Raw genomic sequence first — 24,538 nt, 5'->3', positions numbered from 1 at the left:
TCTTGTCTCCTGGGGGGGCGCTTTCGTGGACAAACCGGTGCGCTTTCATCCCCTTTGCGGTCTGGCTTGCAATGCAGTGTAGAAAACCAGCCCACCGCCGATGTCACCAGATGGAGACAGCATCTATCCCAAGTCAAATTTCAATGAAATCAGCCTCTATCCCCTCCCCATCAATCGATGGAAGCTATCAAAGTTGACCATCGACAGCTTCAGCAGGCTCCATCAGCAGCGCAAACAGCTCGCGCTGCCCCTGCACGCCCAGCTTGGCGCAGACGCGCTTGACATAGGTGCGCGCGCTGCTGACGGTAATGCCCAGACGCTGCGCCAGCGCATCGGCATCCAGGCCCTGGGCCAGCGCCCGCACCACATCGAGGTCGCGCGGCGTCAGTTGCTCGAAGCGCCTTGCCAGTCGCGCCAGCACCAGCCCGACCAGATCGTCCTGCAGCGTCTGCCCTGCGTAGTGCAGACGCATGGCCTGCATGACCAGGGGCGCGAAAACCTCGATCCGGGCAATGGCTGAGGCGTCGAAGCTGCCATGCTCCTCGCCGCGGTACAGGTTCACGGAGAGCCAGCGCGCGTTTTCCTGCAGCATCAGCAGCGACAGCCGCTCGGCGATGCGCGGCAGCTCATAGCAGACATGACGGTATTCGGGATGCTGCACATCGCGCGGGCCCTGGCGATGCAGCCAGACGCGCGGCTTGGCATGCGGGTCCCTGGCAAGGCGTGCCAGCTCGGCCTGCATCACGCGCTGCGAACCGTCGAGCGGATAGAAGCGTTCGCTGTAATCCTGGGAAATCATGGGCAGTGCCCCCGTGCGCGCCCTGTCGCCCATGCCCACCACGCGCGGCCTGGCCATGCCCTGGAAGGAGAAGATCGTGCACTGCGCCAGCGGCACATGGCGCCCCAGCAGTTGCAGGATCTGCCCGGCCACGGCATCGCTGCTGTTGCGCCCCACTCTTTCCATCATGGCCGTCACATCGGCCAGAGCCACGGGCAACTGCGCTGCCTGCGCGGCAGCCGGCAGCAGCATCCAGTGCGAGGAATCGGGAAACGGCGCGCAGCGGGCATTCATAGACCGCGATTCTCGCCGCTGCAGCGCGGCTGCGGACAGGAAAAACCGGCTCTCCCTTTCAGGAGCTGCCGGTCTGGCTTGTGGCGGAAATTGAGGCAGAAAATACGGTCGGGCTCTGGCGCCCTACCACTCGCCCACATTGCGTATGCGCTGCAGCAACTCCCATTCGTCTTCGGCAGCCGCAGCCTGCGGGGCCTGAGGCTCTGCCAGTTCCTGGGCCAGCGGAGGCGGCGAGAAGTGTTCGCGGCCAAAAGTATGTTCGCTCAGGGACTCTGGATGCGGATGGTTCATGATGGCCTCCTTTGCTCGAAGCTTAAGGCTCGAAGCAGGCCGCTCCTGTAGGAATTGGCTTAAGGACACTGTCGAGCAATCCCCACAGGCCGCGTCGTCGTGTCATGGATACGTCACAACTGCCATCATCGGGTCACGCTGCTCGGCCTCGACTTTGCGGTTATGCTGCCGCCGCTATGCCTCAGACCCTTCGTGCTCCCGTCTCCAGCGAACTCATCATCAAGAAAAGCCGCTTCATCGGCTGCGTGCAGCCGATGACGGACCGGGCCAGCGCACAGGCCGTGGTGGATGCACTCTGGCGCGAGCATCCGGGCGCGGCCCATGTCTGCTGGGCCCTGCTGGCAGGCGGTCAATCGGCCGCCGTGGATGACGGCGAGCCCAGCGGCACGGCAGGCCGCCCCATGCTGGATGTGCTGCGCCATCAGGACCTGGAAGGCGTGCTGGCCACCGTGGTGCGCTATTTTGGCGGCGTCAAGCTCGGCGCCGGCGGACTGGTGCGCGCTTATACCGATGCCGTGGCACAGGCCTTGCTGCAGGCCGAAAAAGTCGCCATCCAACGCATGCAGACCTTGCGGTGCACGGTCCCCTATCCGCTGGAAGGTCTGGTGCGGCGCATGGCCGACACGGCAGGCGCGGAGTTGCTGGAGGTCGATCACGGCTCTCTGGTGCGCTTCACGCTGCAGATGCCCGAGGCCGATGCCGCCCAGTTTGTCAGCACCCTCAATGAAAGCGGCCAGGGCCGCATTGGATGGCTCAAGCCCGACGAGCTATAGGACGCAAAAAACCCGCCTGAGCGGTTTTTTTCAGCAGCCTTATCAGCAATTGCCTTTTTTGGCCTGGCCCGGAGGGCAGCCATGGGGATGGGGCTTTTTGTAGCCATCGCCGTAATACCCGCCGCGGCCGTCATAGACCGCGCAGCCGCTGAGCACCCACAGGGTCGCAGCCAGCGCAAGCATGGTTTTCATGGGTTGGGCCTTTTTCTGATTTTTCGGAGCGCCAGTCTACAGGCGGTCCCGCTCGCCTTCTGTCAACAATCTTTTCTGCAGCTCTCAATTGGCAGGCTGCTGCTCGGCCGCCACCTGCAGGTGCAGCAAGGTGAAATACAGGGTCACATCGCCCTGCTGGTCGATGAAGGTGCCCACGGCGCGCTGCAGGCGGGCGGCAATGCACAGGCACTCCATGGCCTCGGGACGGGCGCCGGGAATCCTGGCCGTGGTCAGCAGTGCCAGCTGGTTCTGGCGACCGAATTCATGCACCACCTCCAGCGCTTCGCCGTGCTGTCTGGGAATGGCTTCGTTGGCCCAGCTCCAGACAAAGCTGCCGTCCTGCTCGCTGCTGGTGCCCACCAGGCAGACCGTGGCAACCACCTCATGCAGCGGAGCTTCCAGTGCCAGCAGCGCACGTTCGAGATCCCAGCGGTACCTGGGGCTGCCCTCCAGGCCGAACTGCCGGGGCCATTCGGCATTGCGGGCCTGCATCATTTCAACGGCCTCACGGCTCCAGGCGGCCCAGTCGGTGGTTTGTGCGTCGTTGCTCATCGCGTATCCATTGCTTTTCAACAGAGCGCATTGTCAGGCAAGAAGCGGGCATGCCAGGGCCTGGAACCCTATGCCCCCGCAGGCCTGCGTTCAGTACTTCATCTGCTGCGCTATCCAGTCGGCCAGAAGCTGCTGCAACGAACCGGCAACCCAGACTTGCGGGGCCAGAAGACAGTATTGCGAGCCGTCCGGCACAAAGCCCAGCGGCGCCACCAGCCTCCCGGCGGCGATATCGTCCTGCACCAGCAACTGCGGGCCGATGGCCACGCCCAGACCCGCTGCGGCGGCCTGCAGGCTCAAGTAGAAATGCTCAAGCACCAGAGCGCCGGCTGTTTGCGCTTGCCCCACCTGCATCGGGCGCTGAAGGGACGCAGATTGCCACCAATCCGCCCAGGCCCCGGGGCGCGTCCTGCTGTGCAGCAGCGCCGCGCCGCCCCGCAACTCCAGGCTGCCATCCGCCTTCGAGGCAAAGAACTGCTCCAGCCGGTCCGGCTGGCAGACCGGCCCCATGCGCTCTGCGCACAAGGGCTGTACATGGACGTTGCGCCCCCAGTCGAAGTCGTTGCGGCGTATGGCCAGATCGATGCCGCGCCCCCATTCGACGGTGCCGCCGCCTGCGACCAGATGCACGGTGTACTGAGGGTAGCGAGCCTGAAAGTCGCCCCAGCGCGGAATCAGCCAGCGCATGAGCAGCGTGGGCTCGCAGGACAGCAGCAAAGGCCTGTCGGCCACCTGCCGGCGCACCGCTTCTGCCGCGCGCGCCATCTGCGCCAGCCCGGCATGGACGCCATCGAACAACAAGCGGCCTGCGGCATTGAGAAACACACGGCGATTGCGGCGCTCGAAGAGCGGCGCTCCTAGCTCCTGCTCCACCGCGCGCACCGCACGGCTGATGGCGCCATGGGTCAGATGTAGCTCATCGGCAGCGCGGCTGAAACTCTCCAGCCGCGCTGCGGCCTCAAAGCAGCGCAAGGCCACCAGCGACGGCATGCGCTGTGGACTGACCATGGCTATCTGTGAGCTGCATTCACTATTTTCTTGAGAAATCATCGTTATTCAAAAAGCTATGACCGCCCTAGAGTTCAGGCCCATAGAGCGCTATCTGCCATTCTCCTGCAGTGAAGCCATCGAACAAACAGCAATTTAAACTCAATCAAACGCATAACATGAACGCCTGGCCTACCGTGATTCTTGTCACCTCTCTTGCCGTCATCAGCCCCGGCGCCGACTTCGCCCTGGTCACCCGCACCAGCCTGATGGAATCGCGCCGTGCAGGTCTGTGGGTAGCGCTGGGCATTGGCAGCGGTGTGCTGATCCATGTCGCCTATACCCTGCTGGGACTGGGCCTGGTCCTGCAGCGCCTTCCCTGGCTGTTCGACCTGCTCAGATATGCGGGTGCAGCCTATCTGGTCTGGCTCGGAATTTCTCTATGGCGCGGCGCCAGCCGTGCCAGCGAAGGTTCGTCAAAGCCTGCCTGCGGCGCTGCAACCGGGCATGCTGCCGGCCTCTCGCTTTTTGCCCTGGGTTTTCTGACCAACGTGCTCAACCCCAAGACCGCTCTCTTCATCATCAGTCTGTTCATGCAGGTCGTAGGCCCTGCCGTACCCATGACCAGCCAGCTGGCCTACGGACTCTTCATCGCGCTGACCCATGTGCTGTGGTTTGCGCTGGTCGCCTGTTTCTTCTCGACCCCGGTGCTGCAACGCAGGATGCAGGCTGTGCGCCCCTGGGTGGACCGCAGTCTGGGCATCGTGCTCGTGGGCCTGGGTGGGTTGCTGATCGGTGCCAGCACCACACGGCAAATTCAATTTTGATAGCTACTTGCACTTGATATGAAATGGTCTCAGACCAACAAGGTGTTCGATAGCAGTATCTGCAACGTAAACGACAGCTTTGGAGCGCTCACCCATGCCATGCTTGGTCGGCATCAGTGAAAAAGCCAGAGGAGACCAGCACCATGAAGAATCGCTACCCCTTTCCCGATCTGAACACCCTGCCGGAAGACATCAGGCAGCGCATTGCCGAAGTGCAGGAAAAAACCGGCTTCATCCCCAATGTGTTTCTGGCCTTTGCGCGCCGGCCGGCCGAGTGGCGGGCCTTCTTTGCCTACCACGATGCGCTGATGCTCAAGGAGGAAGGCAGCCTGAGCAAGGGCGAGCGCGAGATGATCGTCACGGCCACCAGTGCCGCCAACCAGTGTCTGTTCTGCGTGGTGGCCCACGGCGCCATCTTGCGCATTCACGAGAAAAAGCCGCTGATTGCCGATCAGATAGCCGTCAACTACCGCAAGGCCGATATCAGTCCGCGAGAACGGGCGATGCTGGACTTTGCCATGAAGGTCTGCCTGCACAGCCAGGACATCGACGATGCCGACCACGAAGCGCTCTATCCCCACGGCTTTGACGACGAGGATATCTGGGACATCGCGGCCATCACCGCCTTCTTCGGCCTGTCCAACCGCATGGCCAGTTTTGCGGGCATGCTGCCCAATCCGGAGTTCTACCTCATGGGTCGCGTGCCGCGCGAGAAAAAGGCCTGACGCCACCGGCAACAGGCGGTAACTCGTTGGCTGCAACCGGTGCGACACCCGCAGGAATGGCGCATCATCCCTTGCAGAGCAGCGGCCGACCCGGCAAAGCGCTGCCTGCCGGAGGCCTATCGAGATGCGAAAAACCGTTTGCTGCCTCGCCGTGCTCGCGGCGCTCTGCGCCATAGCGGCTCATGCTGCCACCTGGCAACTCGATCCTGGGCCTGACAACCGGCTGGAGTTCACTGCCACCTTCGAGAAGACGCCAGTGACGGGGGTATTCAAAGACTTCAGCATTCGCTTTGATTTCGACCCGCAGCAAGCTGCCGACAGTCACCTGAACGTCCGCATTCGTGTCAGCAGCGCTGACATGAGCAGCAAGGACATCAACCAGGCCATTGCCGGCAAGGACTGGTTTGACTTTGCCCGCTACCCCGAGGCAGTCTTTGAGACCCGCGAAATCCTCGGCACTGCGGGCACTGACCGTCATCTGGCACGCGGCACGCTGCTTCTGAAAGGCGTTCGGCAGCCGCTTGCGCTGCCGTTCAGCTGGAAGCCCGAGGAGCGCCTGCTCGAAGGGCAATTCCTTACCCGTCGCACCCTCTTCGGCATAGGCACGGGACAGTGGCAAGGCAGCGATGCCGTGGGCGACGAGGTGAAAGTGAAATTTCGCGCCCGGCTGCGCGAGCTGCCATGAAGGCCCTCAGACCGCTGATTGCGGTCCTGATGGCACTGATAGCCCTTATGACCCTGATTGCGGGATGTTCTCAACCGGGGCTGGAAGCCGTGCCGCCCGCCAGCCCGCTGGCAAGGCCTGCCGACTTTCCTGCAGCCTTCTACGAACAGGCCGCAGCCAGCGGTCAGGAGGTACTGAAGGTGGCCTCCTCGGGTTCGCTGGTCTCCATCACCGTGCGTCGCGCTGGCGCCCTGGCCAGCCTGGGGCACGATCATGTGGTTGCCAGCCGACAGCTGCAAGGCTATGTGGCGCCCCGGCTGGGCCGGGCCGACCTGTACGTGCCGCTGGACAGTCTCTTGGTCGACGAACCCGCTCTGCGTGCCGGGGCGGGCCTGGACACCCGGCCCAGCGCCGCCGATATCGAGGGGACCCGCACCAATATGCTGAGCAAGGTGCTGCAGACCCAGCTCCATCCGTTTGCACGCGTCCAGGTGCGCACCACCCCGGATGCGCACGGCGAGGTCGTGCTGGTCGTGGAGCTCACCGTCCACGGAGTCACGCGCGGCCTGAGCGTTCCGGCCCGGATCGTGAAGGAGCAAGGCGCTATCCGTATCAGCGGAGCGTTGAGCATCGATCAGTCAGACTTCGGCATCACGCCTTTTTCCATCCTGGGCGGCGCCATCCAGGTCCGGGACCGGCTCGATCTGAGCTTCGACGTGCGCGCCGACCCAATGAAGCGGGAGTCCGGATCATGAGACCAGGGAGCTGGCGTGCCCCGAGCGCAGCGCTGCTGCTGATCTGCTGCGGCCCGCTGGTGTCGGCACAGCAGCTGCAGATCGAGACCGCCGAGCAGGATGAAGCCGTGCTGGTAAAAGCCTCGGCCATCATGCAGGTCAGGCCGGCCACTGCCTGGAGCGTGATTTCCGACTACGAGCATCTGGCCGAATTCGTGCCTGGAATGCAAAGCTCTCGCGTGCTGTAACGCAACGGCAACCAGGTGGTGGTGGAGCAGAAAGGCAGTCTGGGATTCCTGTTCTTTCGCCAGGCCATCGAAATCAGGCTGGCCGTGAACGAATGGCCGCATCAGCGCATCATCGCCCATGCGGTAGGCGGCAATCTCAAGCAGATGGACGGCAGCTATACCCTGGAAACCCTGGCGGACGGCCATGTACGCCTGAGCTATAGCGCCCGCCTGGTTCCTGCGTTCACCATCCCCCCGCTGCTCGGAAAAGCGGTGGTGCGCCAGTTGCTGACGCGCCAGTTCAAGGCACTGGTGGATGAAATCCTGCATCGCGAGGCATTGAGCCTCGGAAGCGACAGCCTGCCATCAAAAAATTAGCGCAAAGCCTCTCATTGCGAGGAGTACTACCGCATTTTCCGTGACGATCCGCCAAAGCAGTCCAGGGCGTATCCAAGCCTGCACAGAGAGCGATTTGCCTGGCCGCCGGGAAGCCATGACTGCCGGCATTCGTTCATCAAGCGCCGACAGCCATGGCGTTTTCAGGCCTTGAAAGTCAGCCAAGGCTTCAATTTCAGGCTCGCCCGGATCAGCCCCGCCTCCTCCTGCGCCTGCAGCACCGGTCCCACGGGTTTGTAGGCACTTGGAGCCTCCTCGATCAAGCGCTCCTCGCGCAGCGTGATGCACTGCCACATGGACTCGATCAGCGGCTGCTTCATGCGGCGTGTGTCCTGTCTGCGCACCTGCCGACCTGCGCCGTGGCTGCACGATTGCAGCCAGTCTTCATGGCCCAGGCCCTTGACAAGGAAGGAGTAGTCGCCCATGGAGCCCGGAATCAGCGCCCACTGGCCGTCGTGCGCCGGGGTCGAGCCCTTGCGGTGCACATTGAACTCGCCTTCGGTCATCACCACGTTGTGCGGCACATCCACAATCAGGCGCGATGCATCGGGCGCGGCAATGTCCTCCAGTTCTTTGCGCACCAGCTCGGCCAGCGCCATGCGGTTGAACCATGCATAGCGCGCGGCCACGCCCATGGCCTGCAGGTAATCCTGGGCCAGCGCACCGCTCAGACCATACAGGCCGTGCCGCGGGTGCTTGATGCCTTGCGGCCATTGCTGCCTGGCCAGATCCATCCAGCGGCGGCCGACATAAAAGCCGACATCGCGCGAGCCGGTATGGATCATCACCGTGACATCACCCTTCTTGAGCCCTGCCGCATAAGCGGCGTGGCGATCGAAAATCTCATCGACCACGCAGAACTCCAGAAAATGATTGCCGCTGCCCAGGTCGGCGGCAGACGGCGGGCGCAACAGCTCACGCGCCTGCAGCAGGGCTTCGGGCGCGTAACGACTGCGGCCCGCAAAGCCTTGCAGTCCCACGCAGCCGGCCAGCTCGGCCTGCAGGCGATCGCGATTCACGCCCTGCCACAGGCCAGCATCAGGCAAGTGTTCAATAAAGGCATCCGGGCCCTCGTCGAACAATGCCTTGAAGCCTGCGCTGCGCACGGGTACATCGCGCCCGTTCTGCAAGATGACCCGGGTCAGACGCTGGACGATGGTGGTTCTGTGCAGCTCGGCCTGCGCCTGGGTCAGGCCCGTGCTCAGCAGGCGTATGCCGCAGTTGATATCCGTGCCGATGGCAGCAGGAATCACGAAATCCGGCGATGTCGCCACCACGGCCCCCACTGGCGCAATGCTGCCGGGGTGAAAGTCCGGCGTGGCACAGGCTTTGCAGACTGCGCCATGGCCCTGCGGGTCGGCGACCGAGGCAAACTCCAGCAACTGGCTGACGGCCTTGTGCTCCAGCGGCAGACTGTCAGGCAGCAACACAGTGGCGGCCGCCTGCTCGTTATGGATTTGATAGATGTGGTCCCGATACGAGACCTGGATGCCCTGACGTGACAGAGCTTTTTGCAGTCGGGAAAGCTTCCCGGAAAGATGGGGCATGATGCTGAGAAAAACAGGTACGCAACAGCGCATCTCCGAATCTGGGAGATGCAACGCACCTTCGAGCAGCAGCATCAGGAAGGATGGGTAAGCCGCAGATTCTAATGATTAGCGGCCCGGCCGCCAAGCATCGGTGTTGCCGGCAGGCTGCAGTGCACTTGATGGGCCAAGGCACTTTTCATCAGGACTTCAATCAAGAAAGCGCGCTGCCACGGCCGGGTCCGGCATCAGGCATTGCTCGCTTTTGCCAAACCAGCGGTAGCGGTTTCTGGCAATCAGGCGATAGAGCGCATCGCGCAATGCAGCGGGTATCAGCCGAAGCAGCGCTGTCAGGCGCCAGGGCCAGCCCAGCGCGTGCAGCACGCGCAGGATGGCATCGGTGTGCTGCCAAGAACACTTGCCGTCGACCAGCAGCAGGGTTTGCAGACCTTCCAGGCGCAGGCCCGCATCGGCCAGCAGCTTGCCGCCTGCCTCTCCCTGGATGGCGGCGAACTGAAAAATGCCATGCTTGTCGTGCTTGAGCAGAAACTGCACCCAGCCGTTGCACAGCAGGCATTGCGCATCGAAGACCACAATCATTTTTTCTCGTCGGGCAGCCGCAGATGGCCTTGGTAACTGGCCACTACGCCAATCAGCGGGACTGCCGCCTCGATATGAAACTGCAAGCGCTGCCCGACCCCGGTTTCCTCGGCCACGATGAGCGGCGCCAGCCAGCCCGGACAAGGGATGCCCAGAAAATACAGGCGCTGCAGTCGCATGTGCAGCCGTCCATCCACCGCCCGCAGGGCAAAGCACAGCCGCGCTGGCCCGAGACGCTCGACCAGGCCGCCTTGGTGCAAATGCATGCTGGAGCGCATGACCTGCTCGGGGAAGATGCGAGTCCAGGTCTCGGCGTCCGGACTGGCCTGCAGCTCGAAATGAATCTCTCCCTCAACGGCCGTGCGCGGCGTACCCAGGGCCAGGCCCAGCAACCTGGCCAGCAGCGTCCGGGGCGCGCCGGTCTGCACCCTGCCCTCCAACTCATGCTCGCCCTGCAGACGGTGAAAGCGCTGCAGCACGGCATCGAGCCTGCCGAACTCTTCACCCATGGCCTGCTGAAACAAGGAAGCGCTCTGCGTCATGGGGCCAGCTCCTGCATCCGGATGTCCAGCCCCCGAGCCTCGGCCATGAAGTCCTGCAGCGTCAGCAGCCCCATGCAGGGCCGGGCACCAGGCGCCAGCGCAGCACCTGCTGCCAGCTTGCGCACCAGTGCACTGGCTGCCAGCGTGGGAACATAGGGCCCGTCGCCGGAGCCCGCCGTCAGCACCCAGCTACGCTGGCTGGCTTGCCCCTGTGCATCCAGCCCGCTGACGGTGACATGCATGGCACCCGCATCACTGCCCCGCTTCTTGAACCAGTCCGCCATGCGCTTGAGTCTGCGCGCATGGATGGACCAGTCGCGCACCAGCCCTTGGTGCGCCAGACAGGCCATGGCGTTTATGCCTCGGTGCAGAAGCGGCAACTCAAGCCCCGCGCCAAATCTGACAGAACAGTTCTGATAACGACGCGGCAGCAATGCAAGATCGGGCACATCGCAGGCCGACAGCAGCCGCCGCCCCACGGGAGCCGGATAGTCATGTGCATAGCTGCGCAGCCAGCCGATCACGGCCTGCTGGCCCGCACCGGGCAGTGGCTTGCCGCAATAGCTGAGGATGGCAGCGACGGTGGACAGGCCTCTGTCCGTTCGATTGCCCGGGCTGATGCCGATGTCGATATGGTCGACGCGAGCCATGCTCCTAGCCAGCGCATCCACCACCGCCGAGGACAGCGCCGGCACCGAGCTGGCACCACTGAGCAGCAGCACGCCGGCAGCTTTGGCCTGCGGCTCGAGCTGGTCTATGCCGCAGACAAACTCACGCCCATCGGCCAGATCCACATAGTGCACGCCGACCTGGGCACAGGCCAGGGCCACGCGGTAGTCCTGCCCCTGAAACGGGCCCGAGGTGTGAATGAGCGCATCCACCGCCAGGGCCTTGAGCCGTTCTTGCAGCCCCGGAGCCATCACGTCCAGCACCGCATGGCTCAGGCTTGTGCGGGCATCCCGGGCCAGACCTTCAAGCAGCGCATGCGCCGCAGAAGCCGAGCGCCCTGCCACCACGATGTGCAGACCGCTTTGCCTGGCCAGTCTGGCAACCAGGCGACTGCCGAAGAAGCCATAAGCACCAACGACCATGACCTTGAATTCACGCATGCCCCAGTGTAGCTGGACGCAAGTTCCGCCCTGCAGCCCAGACACGGCAGACGCCTTCATGGCCTGCTCACAGCCCGTGCTTGCGAATCTTGTCGTGCAGCGTGGTCTTGGGAGTGTGCAGCGCCTGTGCCGTGCGCGTCAGATTGCCTTCGTTGTTGCGCAGGGCTTCGGAAATCAGGGAACGCTCTATGGACTCCATGGTCGACGCCAGCGAAGCAGCAGTCCCGGGCGTGGCGCCGGACGTGGATATGCCGGCATCCAGCCCCAGCGTGATGCGCTCGGCCGTGTTGCGCAGCTCGCGCACATTGCCGGGCCAGTCGTGGGCCAGCAAGGTCTGAAGACGCTGCGGCGTCAGTTCGGCCACAGGTCGCTGGTGGCGGGCCGCGGCCTGCAGCGCGAAATGCTCGAACAGCAGCGCAACATCCTCGCGGCGCTCACGCAGCGGGGGCAGGTTCACGGTCGCCACATTGAGACGATAGTAGAGATCGGAACGAAACAGGCCCTGGCGGCTGAGCTCCAGCAGATCGACCTTGGTTGCCGCAATCACGCGGCAATCCACGGGAATGAGCGTGTTCGATCCCAGACGCTCCAGCACTCTTTCCTGCAGCACGCGCAGCAGCTTGGCCTGCATGGCCAGGGGCATGCTCTCGATCTCGTCGAGAAACAGCGTGCCACCGCTGGCATGCTCGATCTTGCCAATGCGCTTTTTGCCTGCGCCGGTAAAGGCCCCGGCCTCGCTGCCGAACATTTCGCTGTCGAACAGGGTTTCCGGCAGACCGCCGCAGTTGATGGCGACGAAATTGCCGCTTTTGCGCCGGCTGGACTCGTGCAGGCTGCGCGCGACTCTTTCCTTGCCGGTGCCGGTTTCACCCCAGATCAGCACATCGGCCTCGCTGGCCGCAAGGCTCTGCAAGGTACTACGCAGCTGCTGCATGGGCAGCGACCGCCCCAGCAACTGGTGCTGCAGCACATCCCGGCTCTGCAGTTGCTGACGCAGGCTGCGCACCTCCAGCACCAGACGACGTCGCTCCAGCGCACGGTGCACGGTCTCCACCAGGCGCTCAGGCGCAAATGGCTTTTCCAGAAAATCGGCCGCACCATCCTTCATGGCCTGCACGGCCATGGAGATATCGCCGTGACCGGTGATGAGAATCACGGGCAGCTCGGCGTCCAGCGCGCGAATCGCGGCCAGCAGCCCCAGCCCGCTCATCTGGGGCAAACGGATATCGCTGACCACCACGCCGGCGAAATCCGGCGACAGGCGCTTTAGCGCCTGCTCGGCACTGCTCGCACAGACGCAGTCCAGGCCCTCGAGGCGCATGGTCTGCTCGCAGGCCATGGCGACATCGGCATCGTCTTCAACGATCAGGACTTGGAGGGATGGGTTCATGGGCAGCAGGCAATCAGGACAGCGGCCGAGTATCCACCAAGGGAAGGCGCAGCGTGAAGATGGCCCCGCCTTCCGGATGGTTGCCGCCGCTCAGGCCGCCACCTGCTGCATGGGCAATTTCTGCCGACAGCGGCAGGCCCAGACCCAGTCCCAAACCCTCGGGCTTGGTCGTGAAAAAGGGCTCAAACAGCCGCGCCTGAGCCTGCTCGCTGAGTCCGGGGCCATGATCGCGCACCGTGATCTGTGCCCAGGCACCGGACCGGTTGCAGGCAATTTCCACGCACCGCGTGCAGCCGCCCTGCACGGCGTCCAGCGCGTTGCTCAGCAGATTGATCAGCACCTGCTGCACACGATTGGCATCGCACCAGGCACTCAGCGCGAGATCCGAAGGCTGCCGCACGATCATGACGCCGCTTTGCGCAATGCGCGGCTCCAGCAGGGTCAGAGCGCCATCGACCACCTTGGCCAGTTCGACCTGTGCCGGCTGGCCCGCGGACTTGCGCGCAAAGTTGCGCAGCTGTCCGGTAATACGTCCCATGCGCTCCGTCAGCTCGGCCATGCGCTGCAGATTGCTGTGCACCATCTCGCCCTGGCCGCGCTCCAGAAAACGCTGGCTGTTGCCGGCCAGCGCCCGCAAGGCCGCCAGGGGCTGATTCAGCTCATGGGCCACTTCTGTGGAGAGCTGGCCGATGACGGCCAGTTTGCCAGCCTGCACCAGCTCATCCTGCGCAGCGCGCAGTGTGGTCTCGGCATGCATGCGCTCCACAACCTCCTGCTGAAGTGCCAGATTGGCGTTCTGAAGATCGGCCGTGCGCTGCTGCACTTTCTGCTCCAGCACCTCGTTGGTCTGCTTCAGAGCCTGCTGGGCCGCCAGTTGCTCGCGCACATGCCTGCGCCGCTGATAGAGCAAAGCCCCCAGCAACAGCATCAATGCAATCAACACCCCGGTCACCCATGCACGGCTCGCCGCCAGCTGCAATGCAACACTCAGGGGAGACAGCACGGTGATCTGCCAGGGCGTGCCGGCCAGCGGCGTGGACTGCGCCAGAAAGCGACCCGCACTCGGCCCTGCCGCGGCATCCTTGAGATCAGGAATGCTGACCTGCCTGATACCCGTGGCACCGCTCACGCCACCCCAGCTCAGCGACCTCAGATTCAGACGGTTGTATTTCTGCGACGCTTCCAGCTCCGCGCGTCTTGCTTCGTTCAGCGGCTGCAAGGTGGCAAAGCGCCAGGCAGGCATGTTGCTGAGGATGACCACGGTGTTTTCATCGCTGACCATTACCGGCGACTCTGCGCTGGCCCAGGACTGCTCGAGCTGCGCCAGCCCGACCTTGACCACCACCACGCCATGCAGCTCGCCCTGGCCCAGGGTCGTGGTCAGGTAATAGCCAGGCTCACCACGCGTGGTGCCGACACCGAAGTAGCGCCCCCGCCCTTCCCGCAGCGCCTGCTGGACATAGGGCCTGAAGCCGAGGCTCTCGCCCACAAAGCTGTCAGCGCGGCGCCAGTTGCTGGCGGCCAGCACAAGACCCTGGTGATCCAGCATGTAGACGCTGAGCGTGCCCGCTCGGCGGCTCAGCTCTTCCAGATAAAGGTTGGCACGGGATTGCAGCGTTTCGTCGCCTGGCGATTTCAGCAGGGACAGGATCTCGGGCTGCAGGGCCACCACATCGGGCAGAAAGGCAAATTTGTCGATCTCGCGCCGAAGGCTGGCTGCATAGAGATCGAGGCGGTTGTTGCCGGCTGCCGCCACCGTCTCGAGACCGATCTTGACAAAGCCCTGATAGCCCAGCCAGCCGCCCAGGCTGCTTGCAGCCAGCCAGAGCAGGATCAGCAAAGCAGCGCGCAGGTGCGGGGGCAGGAAAGCTAGCATGGTGCGGGCCATGTTAGCAGCGCCCGACACAGCGGCAGGCAGTAAGTCGGGCAAGGCGGGGGTCAGGCTCAGGCGCGGGCGGCTTCGGCCATGATCACGGGCTGGGCTGCCGAGTCCGTGGAAGACTCCGGAGCTTCATCGCCCTCCCATTTGGCCACCACGGCAGTGGCAATGGCGTTGCCCAGCACATTGGTCAGGGTGCGACCCATGTCCAGGAAGTGGTCGATGCCCAGAATCAGCAGGATACCGGCTTCCGGCAAACCGAACATGGGCAGCACGGCAGCCACCACCACCAGCGAGGCGCGCGGCACGCCGGCAATGCCCTTGCTGGAAATCATCAGCACCAGCAGCATGGTCAGCTGTGCGGTCAGCGACATCTCGATGCCATAGGCCTGAGAGATGAAGATGGCCAGAAAGGTGGTGTAGATCATGGAGCCGTCGAGGTTGAACGAGTAACCCAGCGGTAGCACAAAACCGGTGATGCGTGGCTTGATGCCGAATTTCTCCAGCTGCTCCATGAGCTTGGGCAGCGTGGATTCGCTGCTGGCCGTGAAAAAGCCCACCAGCACCGGGCCGCGAATCAGCGACAGCAGACGGAAGACATCCTTGCCCAGCACCACATAGCCGGCACCGATGAGCAGCACCCACAGCGCGGCCAGCGCAATATAAAAGCCCAGCAGGAACTTGCCGAACACCAGCAGCATGCCTAGTCCGTGGGTGGCAATGGTGCCGGCGACAGAGCCGAACACGCCCACGGGCGCAAAGCGCATCACATATTCGGTCACGCGCAGCATGACATGCGAGGTCTCTTCCATCAGATCGACCAGCATGTGCTTTTTCTGGTGGTTCAGATAGCCCAGGGCAATACCGAAGAACAGCGCGAACACGAGGATCTGCAACACCTCATTGGTGGCCATGGCCTCGAAGATGTTCTTGGGAAAGACATGGGTGATGAAATCCTTGAAGTTCAGCGCACCAGTCTTCAGACCCAGGCTCTCGGCATTCGTGGGAAGCTCCACGGTCAGGCCGTGGCCGGGTTGCAGCACATTGGCAAACACCAGACCCAGAAACAGCGAGCAGAACGAAGCTGCGATAAACCAGCCCAGCGCACGACCACCCACGCGGCCCACGGAACCGGCATCGCCCATATTGGCCAGGCCCGCCACCAGCGTGGCAAACACCAGGGGCGCGATGATCATCTTGATCATGCGCAGGAATACGTCGGTGAGAATGCCGAAATAGCCGGCAATGTCTTTGGCAGTCTCCGGTGTCGCGGCGTTGGCGTGGACGAGATAGCCCACGACCACACCCAGAACCATGGCCAGCAGAACCATGATGGTCAGGCGATTGGATTTCATTTCTTGGAATCTTGGTATGCGTTGTTTGAGTCGCTGCCGGAATCCAGGCCTTGCAGGCACCGGGTTCTGACAGCGACAACAAACCGAGACGGACCGCCGACGCAACCGAGGTTTCGTCAGCCAGGTCCAGCCCCAGTCTCACTTGGTCAGCCGCAGCGAAGCGGCGTGCCGTCCTTTAAGCACATACCGTGCCAGCCAACAGATCACAGCCAAGTCTTTGATTTGCTTATATTCAAAATACTTTTTTGCATAACAAGAATCGGATTTCCGGACAGCACCCGGACAGATGTACGGAATTCCGAACAAGACTCAGGCTGTGACTGCCGAACGTATCCAGTCCGGCAGCGCAGCGGCTTTCTGCCTGGGAAAGTCCACCCAGATCACCGTGCCTCCGCCGGCGGCGCAAATGACTCCCGGCTGTGCCACACGCTCCATCGTGGCCCAGGTCTCGAACGTGGTGCGCGCGGGATCGCTGACAAACATCTTGAGCAGCACCTCGTCGGGATAGGCCAGCTGCTGATAGAAATTGCAGAAGGCGTTGACGATGACCGGCCCCTGCCCTGCGGGATCCGGATTCAGACCCATGCCGCGCATCCAGTCGATACGGGCAGTCTCCAGGTAACGGAAGTACTGTGCATTGTTGACATGGCCCATGGCGTCCATATCACCCCAGCGCACGGGAAAGCGCGTTTCATAGACCTGTTTCTTGTGCTCTGGCAACTCGATTTTCATGCCGCTATGTCTCCTGATTGAACGAGGTCTGCAACTGCCTCATCATCCCCTTGTTCTAGTTTCTTTGAGGGATGGCGTGCCCCGGGGGGAGCACTAGCCTATGGACTTTGCCGCAACACTGATTGATGCGCTGTCGCCAAATCTGCACGGTCGTGCCGGACTGTCAGCATAGAATCGCCCGCATCGTGGTTTTTGCAGACGCACCTGCCAAAGCCGCGCACGCCAGTTTTCCCAATCCAATATCAAGCGAGACTTTCCCGATGACAAACGAAGAGATCCTGGCCCAGTACGGCCCGCGAGAGGCCATGGAATATGACGTGGTCGTGGTCGGTGGAGGCCCAGGCGGCCTGGCCACTGCCATTCGCCTCAAGCAGCTGGCGGCCGAAAAAGGTCAGGATGTCTCCGTGGTCGTGCTGGAAAAAGGCTCGGAGCCCGGAGCCCATACTCTCTCGGGCGCCATCATGGATCCTCGCGCTCTGACCGAACTGATCCCCGACTGGAAGGAAAAAGGGGCCCCCCTGAACCAGCCGGTGACCGAAGACGCCATGGTCTTCCTCGGCGAGAAGAGCTCTCTGCGCACGCCCAACTGGCTGCTGCCCAAGTGCTTTCATAACGAAGGCAACTACATTGTTCGCCTGGGCTTTGTCACCAAGTGGCTGGCGGAACAGGCCGAAGCCCTGGGCGTGGAAATCTTCCCCGGCTTCACGGCCGCCGAAGTGCTCTACAACGAGGACGGCTCCGTCAAGGGCGTGGCCACCGGCAATATGGGCATCAGCAAGGAAGGCGAGCCCACGGGCGACTTCCAGCTGGGCATGGAGCTGCACGGCAAGTACACCATCTTTGCCGAAGGTGCGCGCGGCAATCTGGGCAAGCAGGTCATCGCCAAGTATTCGCTGGACGCCAACCGCGACCCGCAGACTTACGGTCTGGGCATCAAGGAACTCTGGGAGATCGACCCCCAGCGTCACAAACCCGGCATGGTGCTGCACACTGCCGGCTGGCCCATGAAGAGCGACACCTACGGTGGTGCCTTCCTCTATCACCTGGAAGACAATCTGGTCACGCTGGGCTTCATCACCGGTCTGGACTACTCCAACCCCTATCTGTCTCCGTTCGAGGAGATGCAGCGCTGGAAGACCCATCCCAATATCCGCTACTACCTGGAAGGCGACGAAGCCAAGGGCATCAAGCCCGCCAAGCGCATCAGCTACGGTGCGCGCGCCATCACGGCCGGCGGCATCTCCAGCCTGCCCCGCTTTGTCTTTCCCGGTGGAGCATTGGTGGGCTGCGAAGCCGGCTTCCTCAATGTCAGCCGCATCAAGGGCAGCCATGCCGCGATCAAGACCGGCATGCTGGCCGCCGAAGCTGCCTACGCCGCCATCGTCGCCGGTCGCCAGGGCGACGAGCTGACGGCCTATACCTATGCGTTCGAGAACAGCTGGCTCTATGAAGAGCTGTGGAAGGCGCGCAACTTCAAGGCCTGGTTCAAGAAGGGTCTGACCACGGCCACCGTGATGAACGGCCTGGAGCAGTTCGTGCTGCGCGGCAATATCCCCTGGACGCTGCATCGCAACAAGCCCGACCACGCCTATCTCAAGCCCGCCGACGAGTGCACCCCCATCGAGTACCCCAAGCCCGACGGCAAGCTGACCTTCGACCGCCTCTCCAGCGTGTTCATCAGCAGCACCAATCATGCGGAGAACCAGCCGGCCCACCTGACGCTCAAGGACGCCAGCGTTCCTGTCGCTGTGAACCTGACCAAGTTCGCCGGCCCCGAGCAGCGCTACTGCCCCGCAGGCGTGTATGAGTTCGTGGAGGACGAGGCCGATGCCGGCAAGCAGCGTCTGCAGATCAATGCGCAGAACTGCGTGCACTGCAAGACCTGCGACATCAAGGATCCGACGCAAAACATCGTCTGGGTCACACCCGAAGGCGGAGGCGGCCCCAACTACTCGGGCATGTAAGCCATGCGATGGCATTCGGCGGCAGCCGCTGCCGGATGCACTCCCCAAAAGCCTGCGCCAGTTCCGACTGCGCAGGCTTTTTTCATGGGCTGAATGTTTTTAGCAACGCAGCCCGTCAAATGCCCACAAATTTGCAGCATCCTGAAAATTCTCAGGCCACAGCAAGGGCCGTGAATCTCCCAATGGAGATCGGCTTGCGGCCGGGAAAGCGCTGCGACCAAAAAACAGGCAATCGCCTCAATATCCTTGACCTGGGCAAATCAAACGCAGGAAAAATGCAGTAAAAAGCAGAAACCCTGCCCCACTCAACGCAATATTGCGCGCCATTGAATAGCATCCGCACACACAAACACCAGTCAAATAGCGCTTTGCGCAGCTTTCATGCCATTTTTTCGCGATCATCGTATAGGGATAAACAAGGTTATCTCAATTGCGAAGACAGCCAAATCGGTGCAGTAGACTTTGCCGCGAGGCGACGCGCATCGAGCACTGCCGTCTTAATTCACCTGGAACACACAACAAACGCTGGAGATACACATGAAGCAGCTGTCCTTGGCCCGCATGGGCGCACTGGCCCTGGCAATTTCCGCCATGTCGGGTGCCTATGCCGCCGACACCAAGTCCGTGGCCGTGACCGCCATTGTTGAACACCCTGCCCTGGATGCGGTGCGTGACGGCGTCAAGGACGCCCTGAAGGCTGCCGGCTACGAAGAAGGCAAGGCCCTGAAGTGGCAGTACCAGAGCGCACAGGGCAATACCGGTACAGCAGCCCAGATCGCCCGCAAGTTCGTGGGTGACAAGCCTGACGCCATCGTCGCCATCGCCACGCCTTCCGCTCAGGCCGTGATCGCGTCGACCAAGACCGTGCCCGTGGTGTTCTCGGCCGTGACCGACCCCGTGGCCGCCAAGCTGGTCCCCAGCTGGGAACCTTCCAAGAACAACGTGACCGGCGTGTCCGACCTGCTGGCACTCGACAAGCAGATGGACCTGGTCAAGCAGGTCGTGCCCAATGCCAAGCGCATCGGCATGGTCTACAACCCCGGCGAAGCCAACTCCGCCGTGGTCGTCAAGGAGTTGCAGGCCCTGCTGCCCAAGATGGGCTGGACCCTGGTGACCGCTGCCGCGCCCCGCTCGGTGGACGTCTCCAGCGCCGCACGCTCGCTGGTGGGCAAGGTCGATGTCATCTACACCAACACCGACAACAACGTGGTGTCGGCCTACGAATCGCTGGTCAAGGTGGGCCAGGACGCCAAGATTCCTCTGGTGGCCTCTGACACCGACTCCGTCAAGCGCGGCGCCGTGGCTGCCTACGGCATCAACTACCGCGACCTGGGTGAACAGACCGGGCGCATGGTGGTGCGCATTCTCAAGGGCGAAAAGCCCGGCGACATCAAGCCCGAAGTCTCCACCAAAATGGAACTGTTCGTGAATCCCGGCGCTGCCGAAAAGCAAGGCGTGAAGCTGTCCGACGCGCTGATCAAGTCCGCTGCGACCGTGGTCAAGTAATCCACTCCCCTGTCGCCAGCACTGCCACCAGGCAGTGCCAGCGCAGCGGCAGGTGCCGTGGCAACATGGCCCTGCCGATTTTTTTAGACGTTTGCCGCGCCTGTCGCTCTCTCTATGTCTTTATTTTCCATCCTCGGTGCCATTGAAATTGGCCTGATCTTCAGCCTGGTGGCGCTGGGCGTCTTCATCTCCTTTCGCTTGCTGCGTTTTCCCGATCTGACGGTCGACGGCAGCTTCCCCCTCGGTGGTGCGGTCTGCGCCATCCTGATTTCCACGGGCACCAACCCCTGGCTGGCCACGCTGGCCGGCACGGCTGCCGGAGCCGTGGCCGGCTTCATCACGGGCTGGCTCAACGTCAAGCTCAAGATCATGGACCTGCTGGCCTCCATCCTGATGATGATCGGCCTGTACTCGGTGAATCTGCGCATCATGGGCGGCCCCAACGTGCCGCTGATCAACGAACCCACGCTGTTCACCATGCTGCAGCCGGCCAACATTGACGACTATGTGATGCGCCCGCTCATCATGCTCGGCTTCGTCATCGTGGCCAAGCTGGCTCTGGACTGGTTCTTTGCCACCGAGCGCGGCCTGGCCATCCGTTCCACGGGCTCCAACGCCCGCATGGCCCGCGCCCAGGGCGTCAACACCGGCGCCATGATCTTGCTGGGCATGGCGATCTCCAACGGCCTGGTCGGCCTGGCAGGCGCACTGTTCGTGCAGACCCAGGGCGGCTCCGACATCTCCATGGGCATCGGCACCATCGTCATCGGTCTGGCGGCCGTGATCGTGGGCGAGACCATACTGCCTTCGCGCAAGATCATCTGGGCCACGCTGGCCGTGGTACTTGGCGCCGTGGTCTACCGCTTCTTCATCGCGGCAGCCCTCAATATCGATGCCATCGGCCTGAAGGCGCAGGATCTGAACCTGGTGACGGCAGTGCTGGTGACCATTGCACTGGTGATTCCGCAAATCAAGAAAAAGCTGAGCAAGCGCAAGTAAGAAGAAGGACGGCGGAGAACACCATGCTGAACGCACAAAACCTCGAACTCACCTTCAACCCTGGCACGCCGATCGAAACCCGCGCGCTGCGCGGCCTGTCGCTGTCGATTCCCGACGGTCAGTTTGTGACCGTCATCGGCTCCAACGGCGCAGGCAAGTCCACGTTTCTGAACTGCGTCTCGGGCGACCAGAGCGTGGACAAGGGCAAGATCGAAATTGCCGGCATCGACATGACGCGCATGCCGGTATGGTCCCGCTCCAAGCAGGTGGCCCGGGTGTTCCAGGACCCCATGGCCGGCACCTGTGAAGACCTGTCCATCGAAGAAAACATGGCACTGGCGCACGAGCGCGGCAACTTCCGCGGCTTGTCCAAGGCCGTAAAAGCCAGCAATCGCGATCTGTATCGCGAGCGCCTGGCCACGCTGGGTCTGGGCCTGGAAAACCGCCTGACCGACCGCATCGGCCTGCTCTCGGGCGGACAGCGTCAGGCCGTGAGCCTGCTGATGGCGGCGCTGCAGCCTTCGCGCATTCTGCTGCTGGACGAGCACACTGCCGCTCTGGACCCACGCACCGCCGACTTTGTGCTGCAGCTGACAGCGCGCATCGTGCAGGAAGCCAATCTGACCACCATGATGGTGACGCACAGCATGCGCCAGGCGCTGGATGTGGGCACGCGTACCGTCATGCTGCACCAGGGCAATGTGGTGCTGGACGTCAGCGGCGAAGAGCGATCCAGGATGGATGTGCCCGACCTGCTGCACATGTTCGAGAAGGTGCGAGGCGAAAAGCTGGCCGACGATGCATTGCTGCTGAGCTGAGCCAGAAACCATCAAAGCAATAGCTGCTAACGCTTTATCCATAAGCGTTAGCAGCTATTTTCATATCAATTCAACTCAGCCAAGCTGAGGCTTGAGCTCCTGAACCAGCGGCCTGCGCCCCATGAGCGCACAGACCAGCAAGGCCACCAGAGCAATCAGCGCGGTGCCCCATTCCGCATTCTGCAGACCCAGGGCATTGGCCTGCTGCAGCGCCTGGGCACTTGCCGAACCCGTGGCCTGCACCTGAGCCACCGGCACGGCTGCCACCATCACCAGCACGGCCAGCCCCAGTGCCGCCCCCACCTGCTGGGCCGTGGCGGCCACACCGGAAGCCACCCCCTGCTGCTGCGGCGCAATGCCCTCGCCCACCAAAACCCACATGCCGGTCCAGCTGGCACCCTGGCCTATGCTCATCACGATGAAGCCCGGCACCAGCCACCAGTAATTGCCGGCCAGCGGCAGCACGGCGGCGGTCCAGACCAGGCCCGCCAGTCCTGCAGCCCAGCCGCCCATCAGCACAAAGCGGGCGCTGTGGCGCGCCAGACCGTGCTCGGCGCAGCGAATACCCACGGCACAGGCGATGGTGGGCAGCACAAAGGCCAGCCCGGCCTGCAGCGGGCTCCAGCCCAGCACCTGCTGAAAGTACAAACCCAGAAAGTAGTACTGCACGCCGTAGCAGCTCATGAACAGCAGTGTCAGCAGCATGGCATGCCGCAGGCTGCGTACCTTCAGCATGACCAGCGGCACCAGCGGCGCGCCCACCTGTTTTTCAATGACAAAGAATGCCGTCAGCGCCAACGCAGCCAGCAGCATCAACGCCAGCGTACGCCCGTCCAGCCAGCCCCATTGCGGGCCTTGCACCAGGGCCGTGACCAGCAGACCGCTGCCCAGCGTCACGCTGATGCAACCGGCCACATCAAAGCGGCGTTGATGACGCGGCACGCAGGGCATCGCAGGCAGGTAGCGCAGCGCAGCTACAGCACAAGGCCAGGCAATCGGCACCAAGACCCACAGCACCCACTTCCAGCCCAGCAACTGGGTCAGCACGCCGCCCAGCAAGGCCCCAGCCGCCAGGCCCCCGGCGCTGGCCGTGCTCCACACGGCCAGCGCCCGATTGCGCTCGGCACCGGGGCGATACAAGATGTTGATCATGGCCAGTGTGGCCGGGAACAGCAGCGCCGCCCCCACGCCCTGGGCCGCACGCGCCGCGATCAGCAGCCAGGCGTCGGTGGCAAAGCCACCGGCCAGTGACGCCAGCCCGAACAAGGCCATGGCTGCTATGTACATGCGGCGCTGGCCGAGCAAGTCGGCGCAGCGCCCGCCCAGCAACAGGCAACCGCCAAAAGCCACGCTATAGCCGCTGATCACCCACTGCAGATGGTGGGCAGGCAGTTGCAGGTGCTGGCCCATGGAGTCCAGCGCCACAAACACAATCGTCGCATCCAGCGCAATCAACAACTGCGCCAGCGACAACAGGACCAGCGCTGCACGCGGATAGCGCAGGCTGGGCAGGGCTGGCAACTTGTCTTTCTCTTGATCCATCACATCGGTCCTCATTCTCGAAAAGGAGCGGCTGCTCGCCTCATCGCTGCGGCGGGCGTGAGTGCTCCAAAGCGTGCTGCATTGCAGGTACAGCGTGAATGACCGGTCAGGCAGACATCGTATTTAATTCAAGGATGTAGATAAACATGAAAATCATGTTTAATTTATGCATATACGCATCAATCTGCAGAAGAACCATGGATCTGAATGCCGTACAAATGCTCATCAAGGTGGCCGAGTGCAAAAGCTTTACCCAGGCCGCACATATTCTGGGGACCACGCAGTCCCGCATCTCGCGGGCGATTGCTCAACTGGAGGCCGACCTGGGCACTCGGCTGCTGCATCGCAATACGCGCAATGTCTCGCTCACGCCCGACGGCTTCACTCTGGTGGACCACAGCACCGCGCTGATTGCCGGGCTTGAGGAAGCGCGCCAGCTCCTGCTGGACCGGCGCTGCGAACCCACTGGCGTGCTGCGCATGACCGCACCCTCGGTGCTGGGGCGGGTGGTGCTCACGCCGCTGCTGGGGCCCATGATGGATCGCTATCCGGGCCTGCAGATCGACGCCAGCTTTACCGACAGGGTGGTGGACATGGTGGACGAAGGCTTTGACGCAGCCGTGCGCATAGGCCCTCTTGCCGACAGCCGCATGATTGCGCGCCGCCTGCCGCCGCTGCGCTGGGTGACCGTGGTCGCACCCAGCTATCTGCAAGCCCATGGCGCACCGCATACGCTGCAAGAGCTGGCCCGGCACCGCTGCCTGTCGGTCTACAACCACTACCTGGGATTCAAGGTTCCCTGGCAGTTCAAGGCCGAAGGGCAAGAGCCGCTGGACTGGATGCCGCCGCAGTCCATCAGCTTCGACAGCGGCGACCCTTTGGTCGAGGGCTCACTGGCCGGTCTGGGCGTGGCCCAGGTCATGGAGTTTGCCGTGCGCGAGCACATTGCCAGTGCACGGCTCATACCCGTGCTGACCGAGCTCGAAGGCCGCAGCCGCGAGCTGTCTCTGGTCTACCCGCGCACCCGCCATGCCTCGCCCAAGGTCAAGGCGCTGACCCAGCTGCTGCTGGAGCAGGCGCGCTGGTAAGCGACAGGCCGCAGCCGCTCGGAACGG

At 62.9% G+C, this 24,538-nt stretch carries 26 protein-coding genes; 12 read left to right on the top strand and 14 right to left on the bottom strand.

Annotated features, from left to right (window positions below; genetic code table 11):
• Window positions 1-187 precede the first annotated feature (187 nt).
• Window positions 188-1,072, bottom strand: a complete 885-nt coding sequence (locus FSY59_RS25300) for a helix-turn-helix transcriptional regulator (RefSeq protein WP_148729896.1) — start codon at window positions 1,070-1,072, stop codon at window positions 188-190.
• A 123-nt stretch (window positions 1,073-1,195) separates the two neighbouring features.
• Window positions 1,196-1,363: a hypothetical protein gene (locus tag FSY59_RS27480; RefSeq protein ID WP_187427989.1), complete on the bottom strand. Its 168-nt coding sequence runs from the start codon at window positions 1,361-1,363 to the stop codon at window positions 1,196-1,198.
• A 176-nt stretch (window positions 1,364-1,539) separates the two neighbouring features.
• On the opposite strand from FSY59_RS27480, the gene FSY59_RS25295 reads away from it, so the two are divergent.
• On the top strand, window positions 1,540-2,136 hold the full coding sequence (locus FSY59_RS25295) for a YigZ family protein (protein WP_003054797.1): 597 nt from the start codon (window positions 1,540-1,542) through the stop codon (window positions 2,134-2,136).
• A gap of 42 nt (window positions 2,137-2,178) precedes the next feature.
• On the opposite strand, the gene FSY59_RS27475 is transcribed toward FSY59_RS25295, so the two are convergent.
• The 3 genes from FSY59_RS27475 to FSY59_RS25285 all read right to left on the bottom strand — a co-directional run bounded on the left by FSY59_RS27475 (window position 2,179) and on the right by FSY59_RS25285 (window position 3,951).
• Entirely contained in the window at window positions 2,179-2,328 is a 150-nt protein-coding gene (locus FSY59_RS27475; RefSeq protein WP_003054796.1) for a hypothetical protein, read from the bottom strand.
• An 84-nt stretch (window positions 2,329-2,412) separates the two neighbouring features.
• Window positions 2,413-2,901, bottom strand: a complete 489-nt coding sequence (locus FSY59_RS25290; RefSeq protein ID WP_003054795.1) for a DUF6882 domain-containing protein — start codon at window positions 2,899-2,901, stop codon at window positions 2,413-2,415.
• A 90-nt stretch (window positions 2,902-2,991) separates the two neighbouring features.
• Window positions 2,992-3,951 carry a LysR substrate-binding domain-containing protein gene (locus FSY59_RS25285; RefSeq protein ID WP_370458248.1) on the bottom strand — a complete coding sequence of 320 codons (960 nt, stop codon included), beginning with the start codon at window positions 3,949-3,951 and terminating at the stop codon, window positions 2,992-2,994.
• Window positions 3,952-4,067: 116 nt separating this feature from the next.
• Between FSY59_RS25285 and FSY59_RS25280 the strand changes: the two genes are divergently transcribed.
• The 6 genes from FSY59_RS25280 (at window position 4,068) to FSY59_RS27820 (ending at window position 7,443) form a co-directional block, all read left to right on the top strand.
• Entirely contained in the window at window positions 4,068-4,715 is a 648-nt protein-coding gene (locus tag FSY59_RS25280) for a LysE family translocator (RefSeq protein WP_148729895.1), read from the top strand.
• A 143-nt stretch (window positions 4,716-4,858) separates the two neighbouring features.
• Window positions 4,859-5,440, top strand: a complete 582-nt coding sequence (locus tag FSY59_RS25275; RefSeq protein ID WP_050874430.1) for a peroxidase-related enzyme — start codon at window positions 4,859-4,861, stop codon at window positions 5,438-5,440.
• 124 nt (window positions 5,441-5,564) lie between these two features.
• Entirely contained in the window at window positions 5,565-6,125 is a 561-nt protein-coding gene (locus FSY59_RS25270; protein WP_148729894.1) for a YceI family protein, read from the top strand.
• A 47-nt stretch (window positions 6,126-6,172) separates the two neighbouring features.
• The gene (locus FSY59_RS25265; protein ID WP_255439756.1) at window positions 6,173-6,859 is read left to right on the top strand and encodes a YceI family protein; all 687 of its coding nucleotides are present in this window, start codon (window positions 6,173-6,175) and stop codon (window positions 6,857-6,859) included.
• On the top strand, window positions 6,856-7,086 hold the full coding sequence (locus tag FSY59_RS27825) for an SRPBCC family protein (RefSeq protein WP_255439755.1): 231 nt from the start codon (window positions 6,856-6,858) through the stop codon (window positions 7,084-7,086). Before FSY59_RS25265 ends, FSY59_RS27825 begins: the two co-directional genes overlap by 4 nt.
• Before the next feature lie 18 nt (window positions 7,087-7,104).
• Window positions 7,105-7,443: a hypothetical protein gene (locus tag FSY59_RS27820; protein WP_255439754.1), complete on the top strand. Its 339-nt coding sequence runs from the start codon at window positions 7,105-7,107 to the stop codon at window positions 7,441-7,443.
• A 161-nt stretch (window positions 7,444-7,604) separates the two neighbouring features.
• Here FSY59_RS27820 and FSY59_RS25255 read toward each other — a convergent pair whose 3' ends face one another.
• The 8 genes from FSY59_RS25255 to FSY59_RS25220 all read right to left on the bottom strand — a co-directional run bounded on the left by FSY59_RS25255 (window position 7,605) and on the right by FSY59_RS25220 (window position 16,594).
• Entirely contained in the window at window positions 7,605-9,083 is a 1,479-nt protein-coding gene (locus tag FSY59_RS25255; protein WP_043373138.1) for an RtcB family protein, read from the bottom strand.
• A 114-nt stretch (window positions 9,084-9,197) separates the two neighbouring features.
• On the bottom strand, window positions 9,198-9,587 hold the full coding sequence (locus tag FSY59_RS25250; protein WP_148729892.1) for a thiol-disulfide oxidoreductase DCC family protein: 390 nt from the start codon (window positions 9,585-9,587) through the stop codon (window positions 9,198-9,200).
• A complete protein-coding gene (locus FSY59_RS25245; RefSeq protein WP_148729891.1) occupies window positions 9,584-10,129 on the bottom strand; it encodes a DUF4166 domain-containing protein in 546 nt (181 codons plus the stop codon). The genes FSY59_RS25250 and FSY59_RS25245 overlap by 4 nt, the downstream gene beginning before the upstream one ends.
• Entirely contained in the window at window positions 10,126-11,238 is a 1,113-nt protein-coding gene (locus tag FSY59_RS25240; RefSeq protein WP_148729913.1) for a saccharopine dehydrogenase family protein, read from the bottom strand. The genes FSY59_RS25245 and FSY59_RS25240 overlap by 4 nt, the downstream gene beginning before the upstream one ends.
• Before the next feature lie 67 nt (window positions 11,239-11,305).
• Window positions 11,306-12,628, bottom strand: coding sequence for a sigma-54 dependent transcriptional regulator (locus FSY59_RS25235; RefSeq protein WP_003054775.1), 1,323 nt, complete (start codon window positions 12,626-12,628; stop codon window positions 11,306-11,308).
• Between the two features lie 13 nt (window positions 12,629-12,641).
• Window positions 12,642-14,516 (bottom strand): ATP-binding protein, encoded by a 1,875-nt coding sequence (locus FSY59_RS25230; RefSeq protein ID WP_148729890.1) that lies wholly within the window; start codon window positions 14,514-14,516, stop codon window positions 12,642-12,644.
• A 56-nt stretch (window positions 14,517-14,572) separates the two neighbouring features.
• Window positions 14,573-15,862, bottom strand: coding sequence for a dicarboxylate/amino acid:cation symporter (locus FSY59_RS25225; protein ID WP_003054771.1), 1,290 nt, complete (start codon window positions 15,860-15,862; stop codon window positions 14,573-14,575).
• 309 nt (window positions 15,863-16,171) lie between these two features.
• Window positions 16,172-16,594: a thioesterase family protein gene (locus FSY59_RS25220; RefSeq protein WP_003054770.1), complete on the bottom strand. Its 423-nt coding sequence runs from the start codon at window positions 16,592-16,594 to the stop codon at window positions 16,172-16,174.
• 260 nt (window positions 16,595-16,854) lie between these two features.
• On the opposite strand from FSY59_RS25220, the gene FSY59_RS25215 reads away from it, so the two are divergent.
• The 4 genes from FSY59_RS25215 (at window position 16,855) to FSY59_RS25200 (ending at window position 21,881) form a co-directional block, all read left to right on the top strand.
• Window positions 16,855-18,558 carry an electron transfer flavoprotein-ubiquinone oxidoreductase gene (locus FSY59_RS25215; protein WP_148729889.1) on the top strand — a complete coding sequence of 568 codons (1,704 nt, stop codon included), beginning with the start codon at window positions 16,855-16,857 and terminating at the stop codon, window positions 18,556-18,558.
• 537 nt (window positions 18,559-19,095) lie between these two features.
• A complete protein-coding gene (locus FSY59_RS25210; RefSeq protein ID WP_050874385.1) occupies window positions 19,096-20,064 on the top strand; it encodes an ABC transporter substrate-binding protein in 969 nt (322 codons plus the stop codon).
• Window positions 20,065-20,178: 114 nt separating this feature from the next.
• The gene (locus FSY59_RS25205; protein ID WP_003054767.1) at window positions 20,179-21,063 is read left to right on the top strand and encodes an ABC transporter permease; all 885 of its coding nucleotides are present in this window, start codon (window positions 20,179-20,181) and stop codon (window positions 21,061-21,063) included.
• 23 nt (window positions 21,064-21,086) lie between these two features.
• Complete coding sequence (locus FSY59_RS25200; RefSeq protein ID WP_003054766.1) at window positions 21,087-21,881, top strand: ABC transporter ATP-binding protein; 795 nt, start codon at window positions 21,087-21,089, stop codon at window positions 21,879-21,881.
• Window positions 21,882-21,956: 75 nt separating this feature from the next.
• On the opposite strand, the gene FSY59_RS25195 is transcribed toward FSY59_RS25200, so the two are convergent.
• A complete protein-coding gene (locus FSY59_RS25195) occupies window positions 21,957-23,423 on the bottom strand; it encodes an MFS transporter (RefSeq protein ID WP_148729888.1) in 1,467 nt (488 codons plus the stop codon).
• Window positions 23,424-23,620: 197 nt separating this feature from the next.
• Between FSY59_RS25195 and FSY59_RS25190 the strand changes: the two genes are divergently transcribed.
• Entirely contained in the window at window positions 23,621-24,511 is an 891-nt protein-coding gene (locus FSY59_RS25190) for a LysR family transcriptional regulator (RefSeq protein WP_148729887.1), read from the top strand.
• Window positions 24,512-24,538 lie beyond the last annotated feature (27 nt).

It is taken from the genome of Comamonas sp. Z3 (genome assembly GCF_008121565.1).
In the GTDB taxonomy this organism is placed as follows: domain Bacteria; phylum Pseudomonadota; class Gammaproteobacteria; order Burkholderiales; family Burkholderiaceae_C; genus Comamonas; species Comamonas brasiliensis.
Note: the sequence above shows the minus strand (reverse complement) of the source record. Positions and strands in the feature narration are given on the sequence as shown.

Bases quoted from the DNA above. Each gene is read 5' to 3' on its own strand.
- FSY59_RS25265 (WP_255439756.1), top strand. From the start codon at position 6,173: ATGACCCTGATTGCGGGATGTTCTCAACCGGGGCTGGAAGCCGTGCCG.
- FSY59_RS25280 (WP_148729895.1), top strand. From the start codon at position 4,068: ATGAACGCCTGGCCTACCGTGATTCTTGTCACCTCTCTTGCCGTCATC.
- FSY59_RS25220 (WP_003054770.1), bottom strand. From the start codon at position 16,594: ATGAAAATCGAGTTGCCAGAGCACAAGAAACAGGTCTATGAAACGCGC.
- FSY59_RS25195 (WP_148729888.1), bottom strand. From the start codon at position 23,423: ATGGATCAAGAGAAAGACAAGTTGCCAGCCCTGCCCAGCCTGCGCTAT.
- FSY59_RS25200 (WP_003054766.1), top strand. From the start codon at position 21,087: ATGCTGAACGCACAAAACCTCGAACTCACCTTCAACCCTGGCACGCCG.
- FSY59_RS27825 (WP_255439755.1), top strand. From the start codon at position 6,856: ATGAGACCAGGGAGCTGGCGTGCCCCGAGCGCAGCGCTGCTGCTGATC.
- FSY59_RS25285 (WP_370458248.1), bottom strand. From the start codon at position 3,951: ATGATTTCTCAAGAAAATAGTGAATGCAGCTCACAGATAGCCATGGTC.
- FSY59_RS25205 (WP_003054767.1), top strand. From the start codon at position 20,179: ATGTCTTTATTTTCCATCCTCGGTGCCATTGAAATTGGCCTGATCTTC.
- FSY59_RS25215 (WP_148729889.1), top strand. From the start codon at position 16,855: ATGACAAACGAAGAGATCCTGGCCCAGTACGGCCCGCGAGAGGCCATG.
- FSY59_RS25210 (WP_050874385.1), top strand. From the start codon at position 19,096: ATGAAGCAGCTGTCCTTGGCCCGCATGGGCGCACTGGCCCTGGCAATT.
- FSY59_RS25300 (WP_148729896.1), bottom strand. From the start codon at position 1,072: ATGAATGCCCGCTGCGCGCCGTTTCCCGATTCCTCGCACTGGATGCTG.
- FSY59_RS25290 (WP_003054795.1), bottom strand. From the start codon at position 2,901: ATGAGCAACGACGCACAAACCACCGACTGGGCCGCCTGGAGCCGTGAG.
- FSY59_RS25255 (WP_043373138.1), bottom strand. From the start codon at position 9,083: ATGCTGCTGCTCGAAGGTGCGTTGCATCTCCCAGATTCGGAGATGCGC.
- FSY59_RS25275 (WP_050874430.1), top strand. From the start codon at position 4,859: ATGAAGAATCGCTACCCCTTTCCCGATCTGAACACCCTGCCGGAAGAC.
- FSY59_RS25295 (WP_003054797.1), top strand. From the start codon at position 1,540: ATGCCTCAGACCCTTCGTGCTCCCGTCTCCAGCGAACTCATCATCAAG.
- FSY59_RS25190 (WP_148729887.1), top strand. From the start codon at position 23,621: ATGGATCTGAATGCCGTACAAATGCTCATCAAGGTGGCCGAGTGCAAA.
- FSY59_RS25270 (WP_148729894.1), top strand. From the start codon at position 5,565: ATGCGAAAAACCGTTTGCTGCCTCGCCGTGCTCGCGGCGCTCTGCGCC.
- FSY59_RS25250 (WP_148729892.1), bottom strand. From the start codon at position 9,587: ATGATTGTGGTCTTCGATGCGCAATGCCTGCTGTGCAACGGCTGGGTG.
- FSY59_RS25225 (WP_003054771.1), bottom strand. From the start codon at position 15,862: ATGAAATCCAATCGCCTGACCATCATGGTTCTGCTGGCCATGGTTCTG.
- FSY59_RS25240 (WP_148729913.1), bottom strand. From the start codon at position 11,238: ATGCGTGAATTCAAGGTCATGGTCGTTGGTGCTTATGGCTTCTTCGGC.
- FSY59_RS27475 (WP_003054796.1), bottom strand. From the start codon at position 2,328: ATGAAAACCATGCTTGCGCTGGCTGCGACCCTGTGGGTGCTCAGCGGC.
- FSY59_RS25245 (WP_148729891.1), bottom strand. From the start codon at position 10,129: ATGACGCAGAGCGCTTCCTTGTTTCAGCAGGCCATGGGTGAAGAGTTC.
- FSY59_RS25230 (WP_148729890.1), bottom strand. From the start codon at position 14,516: ATGGCCCGCACCATGCTAGCTTTCCTGCCCCCGCACCTGCGCGCTGCT.
- FSY59_RS27480 (WP_187427989.1), bottom strand. From the start codon at position 1,363: ATGAACCATCCGCATCCAGAGTCCCTGAGCGAACATACTTTTGGCCGC.
- FSY59_RS25235 (WP_003054775.1), bottom strand. From the start codon at position 12,628: ATGAACCCATCCCTCCAAGTCCTGATCGTTGAAGACGATGCCGATGTC.